The organism is Pirellulales bacterium, assembly GCA_035939775.1.
Classification (GTDB): domain Bacteria; phylum Planctomycetota; class Planctomycetia; order Pirellulales; family DATAWG01; genus DASZFO01.
On record DASZFO010000369.1, the window covers coordinates 1 to 1,736 of the forward strand.

General features: G+C 61.7%; 3 protein-coding genes. 1 reads left to right on the top strand and 2 read right to left on the bottom strand.

Translation table 11 applies throughout. The features are described from left to right. Positions 1 to 82: 82 nt before the first annotated feature. A complete protein-coding gene (locus VGY55_24340) occupies positions 83 to 361 on the bottom strand; it encodes a hypothetical protein (GenBank protein ID HEV2973119.1) in 279 nt (92 codons plus the stop codon). Positions 362 to 551: 190 nt separating this feature from the next. Beyond that, positions 552 to 701: a hypothetical protein gene (locus VGY55_24345; protein HEV2973120.1), complete on the bottom strand. Its 150-nt coding sequence runs from the start codon at positions 699 to 701 to the stop codon at positions 552 to 554. On the opposite strand from VGY55_24345, the gene VGY55_24350 reads away from it, so the two are divergent. Continuing rightward, positions 672 to 1,682 carry a glycosyltransferase family 4 protein gene (locus VGY55_24350; GenBank protein HEV2973121.1) on the top strand — a complete coding sequence of 337 codons (1,011 nt, stop codon included), beginning with the start codon at positions 672 to 674 and terminating at the stop codon, positions 1,680 to 1,682. The genes VGY55_24345 and VGY55_24350 overlap by 30 nt on opposite strands. Positions 1,683 to 1,736: the final 54 nt, after the last annotated feature.

Genomic DNA, 1,736 nt, shown 5'->3' on the forward strand with positions numbered 1-1,736 from the left:
ATTCCCGGCACCTCGTCCGGTTCCTGGCCAACCAGTCCCAATCCGATAAAGCCCAGGATTCTCAGCGGGTGCAGAGCGGCGCTCAAGAGCGGGCCAACGCGCGTTTGAGACGGGCTTCGCCATTTTCCCGGTGCTCTAAGCTTTCGGCGAGGTCTTCACGCTCCTTGGCTTTCGCGGCCAGCCGAGCTTTCAGCGCCGGGGTCGTTGTATTCGCGAGCAAGCGTTTGTAGCGAGCAGCTTCGCGCTCGTGGAACTCAAAAAGATCGGGTTTTCGCTCGACAACACATCCAAATAACAAAGCGGGCAGAACTCCAAAAGCCCCGCCCGCCTGAGTGCCCGGCGTCGTCGCCGGGCATCGCATTGAACATGCGCTGAGTGAAGGCGTTCCGGCTCACGGAACTGGACCCGCAGAATTGCGAGCCTGCCGTTTGAGCCAACGCAAGACCTCAGCCGCAGACCCGGTTCCAGAGCTTGCCGGTTTGAGCAGTCCAACCTATCTCGTGCTCGCCGATTTGGCCGGGATGGTTCGCCATAGCGGGACCACGCCTGATTCATTGTTGATGCTTCGCTCGGGAGAGGAGGTCTTGCCGATGAAAATCGCCCAAATAGCGCCGCTCTATGAACGTGTTCCGCCGCTGCTCTATGGGGGCACCGAGCGGATCGTCGCCTATCTGACCGAAGAACTCGTCCGGCAGGGCCATGAAGTGACCCTGTTCGCCAGCGGCGACTCACGGACCGGAGCCGCCGTGGTCCCGTGTTCCGAGGCCGCGTTGCGGCTCGATCCGCTAATCAGAGACCCGCTGTCTTACCACTTGATGATGATGGACGAGGTCGGACGGCGAGCCGCCGAATTCGACGTGCTGCACTTCCACACCGATCTCGTCCACTTTCCACTGCTCCGGCACCTCGGCAAACCCACCCTGACCACGGTTCATGGCCGGCTCGATTTGGCCGACCTCAAGCCGTTCTATGAATTCTTCGGTCAAGCGCCGTTGATATCTATCTCTGCCGACCAGCGGCGGCCTTTGCCGTCTGCGAACTGGGTCGGGACCGTGCACCACGGTTTGCCGGCTGACGGCCTGCCGTTCAGTCCCGTCGCAACGGGTAGCTATTTGGCCTTTCTTGGGCGCATCGCGCCGGAGAAGCGCCCGGATCGCGCCATCGAAATTGCCGACCGGCTCGGATTGCCCCTAAAGATCGCGGCCAAAATAGACAAGGCCGATCAATCGTATTGGGAAGCCGTGGTCAAGCCTCTGGTCAAGAAAAGCCGGAATGTCGAATTCGTCGGCGAGATCAACGAAGCGACGAAGCCCGATTTTCTCGGCAACGCGCTGGCGCTGCTGTTTCCAATTGATTGGCCGGAGCCATTCGGGCTGGTCATGATCGAGGCAATGGCCTGCGGCACGCCCGTGATTGCGTTCCGCCGAGGATCGGTGCCCGAGATCATCGAGCACGGCGTTTCGGGTTTCATTGTCGATGACGTGGATGGTGCGGTGCAGGCTGTGGCGCAAGTCGAAATGCTGCCGCGTGCCGAGGTCAGGCGGTGCTTCGAGCGGCGTTTCACCGCCGAGCGCATGGCCCGCGACTACCTCGCGATCTACCGCGCCTTGACAAAGGGTGACGTGGTTGAGCGCGAACGGCTGCAGGACAACGAGCCGGCGCTGCTGCGTTCAGCCGCCTGACCCGTCGTATCAGGCCCCCTGGCCGATGGATTTCTCCCGTCGCCAGGGGTCTTG

Bases quoted from the DNA above. Each gene is read 5' to 3' on its own strand.
- VGY55_24340 (HEV2973119.1), bottom strand. From the start codon at position 361: ATGCGATGCCCGGCGACGACGCCGGGCACTCAGGCGGGCGGGGCTTTT.
- VGY55_24345 (HEV2973120.1), bottom strand. From the start codon at position 701: ATGGCCCTGCCGGACGAGTTCTTCGGTCAGATAGGCGACGATCCGCTC.